2 protein-coding genes and 1 pseudogene are annotated in these 1,358 nt (G+C 64.2%); 2 read left to right on the top strand and 1 reads right to left on the bottom strand.

Annotated features, from left to right (window positions below; genetic code table 11):
* Positions 1-353 (top strand): aldolase/citrate lyase family protein (locus tag EOA60_RS33120; RefSeq protein WP_245502681.1); only part of this gene is annotated, 353 nt, incomplete at its 5' end.
* Between the two features lie 12 nt (positions 354-365).
* Here the strand turns inward: EOA60_RS33120 and EOA60_RS33125 are convergent.
* The gene (locus EOA60_RS33125) at positions 366-923 is read right to left on the bottom strand and encodes an alpha/beta hydrolase (RefSeq protein WP_067328331.1); all 558 of its coding nucleotides are present in this window, start codon (positions 921-923) and stop codon (positions 366-368) included.
* Between the two features lie 198 nt (positions 924-1,121).
* Here EOA60_RS33125 and EOA60_RS33130 point away from each other — a divergent pair.
* Positions 1,122-1,358: pseudogene (locus EOA60_RS33130) on the top strand (VOC family protein); the annotation flags it as partial.

A 1,358-nucleotide genomic window follows, 5' to 3' on the forward strand; every position in this document is an offset into this window, starting at 1 on the left:
CCATGGCCTTTGCCATGCTCGAGACGCGTGCGGCGTTCGAGGCGCTGGATGGAATCCTCGAGACGCCCGGCATCGATGGCATCTTCGTCGGGCCGTCGGATTTCTCGATCGCCTGGTCGAACGGCACCACCGTCAATTCGACGCTGGAAAGCATGATGGAGACGGTCGCCTCGATCGCCGAGCGGACGCGCAAGGCAGGCAAGCACGCCGCGATCTATGTCATCGAGCCGGCCGTGGCCGGCCGCGTCGTGTCGATGGGCTATCGGCTGCTCGCCATGGGTTCTGACCACACGCTGATCTCGCTCGGAGCCAGGACGCTGCTGAAGAGCATGCGGGATTCGATCGGCGCCTGAGGCGCCGGCGTTTCAAGGCTCCTTCAATTCCGTCAGGAACTTGGCGAAAGTCATCGATCCCTCCGGCCAGGGGCCGAAGCCCGCGTCCTGGTTGAGATGGCCGGCGTCGCCGGCGTCGATGAACAGCGAACCCCAGGCGGCGGCGATATCCTCGGCAACCTCAAAGGCGCAGAACGGGTCGTTGCGGCTGGCGATCACGATCGACGGAAAGGGCAGGGGATCGCGCGAATAGGGCCCGAAGGTCATCAGGTGCCTCGGCCTGATCTCCGGATTGGCGACATCAGGGGGCGCCACGAAGAAGGCGCCCGCGACCGGCTTCTGGAATTGCGGGATCGCCTGCACCGCCGCCGCCACACCCAGCGAATGCGCGACGATGACCACCGGCCGCTCGGCCTCGTTGACAGCTTTCGCTACACTTGCCGTCCAGTCCTCGCGCACGGGTTTCGTCCACTCGGCCTGTTCGACCCTGCGTGCCGTCGACAATTTCGATTGCCAGCGGGTCTGCCAATGCTCGGGACCGGAGTTGGTGTAGCCGGGTATGATGAGGATATCGGCGTCCTTGACTTTCATGGCGCCGATGTAGCGAGCGCCCCTGTCTGATGCAACCGGCCGGTGGAATGCAGTGGCATCACAAAGGTGAACAACGTGTTCGATTCTTTCAACCTTGTGTGAACGATGGTGATGAACGATCTGGAGAGGGAACAGGAATGACTAATAAACGTCGGAGCGACTGCCCATCGTGAGATCGGCGCACGAACGGAGAGTGCGATGAGCGAACTGCCTTTTGCCGCGACCACCCCGGTCAGCGTCGCGCGTGTCGGGTTGAAGGCGCGCGATGCCGAAAACCTTGCCGCCTATTATCGTGCCGTCGTCGGCCTGCAGGAGTTGAGCCGCGCCGATGGCGCGATCACCCTCGGCGCCGCGGGCCGCCCGCTGCTGGTGCTGGAGCAGGATGCCTCGGCCAAGCCTGACGACCCGCGCAGCGCCGGCCTTTTCCACACTGCG

This window comes from Mesorhizobium sp. M1A.F.Ca.IN.020.06.1.1 (assembly GCF_004023265.1).
GTDB lineage: Bacteria > Pseudomonadota > Alphaproteobacteria > Rhizobiales > Rhizobiaceae > Mesorhizobium.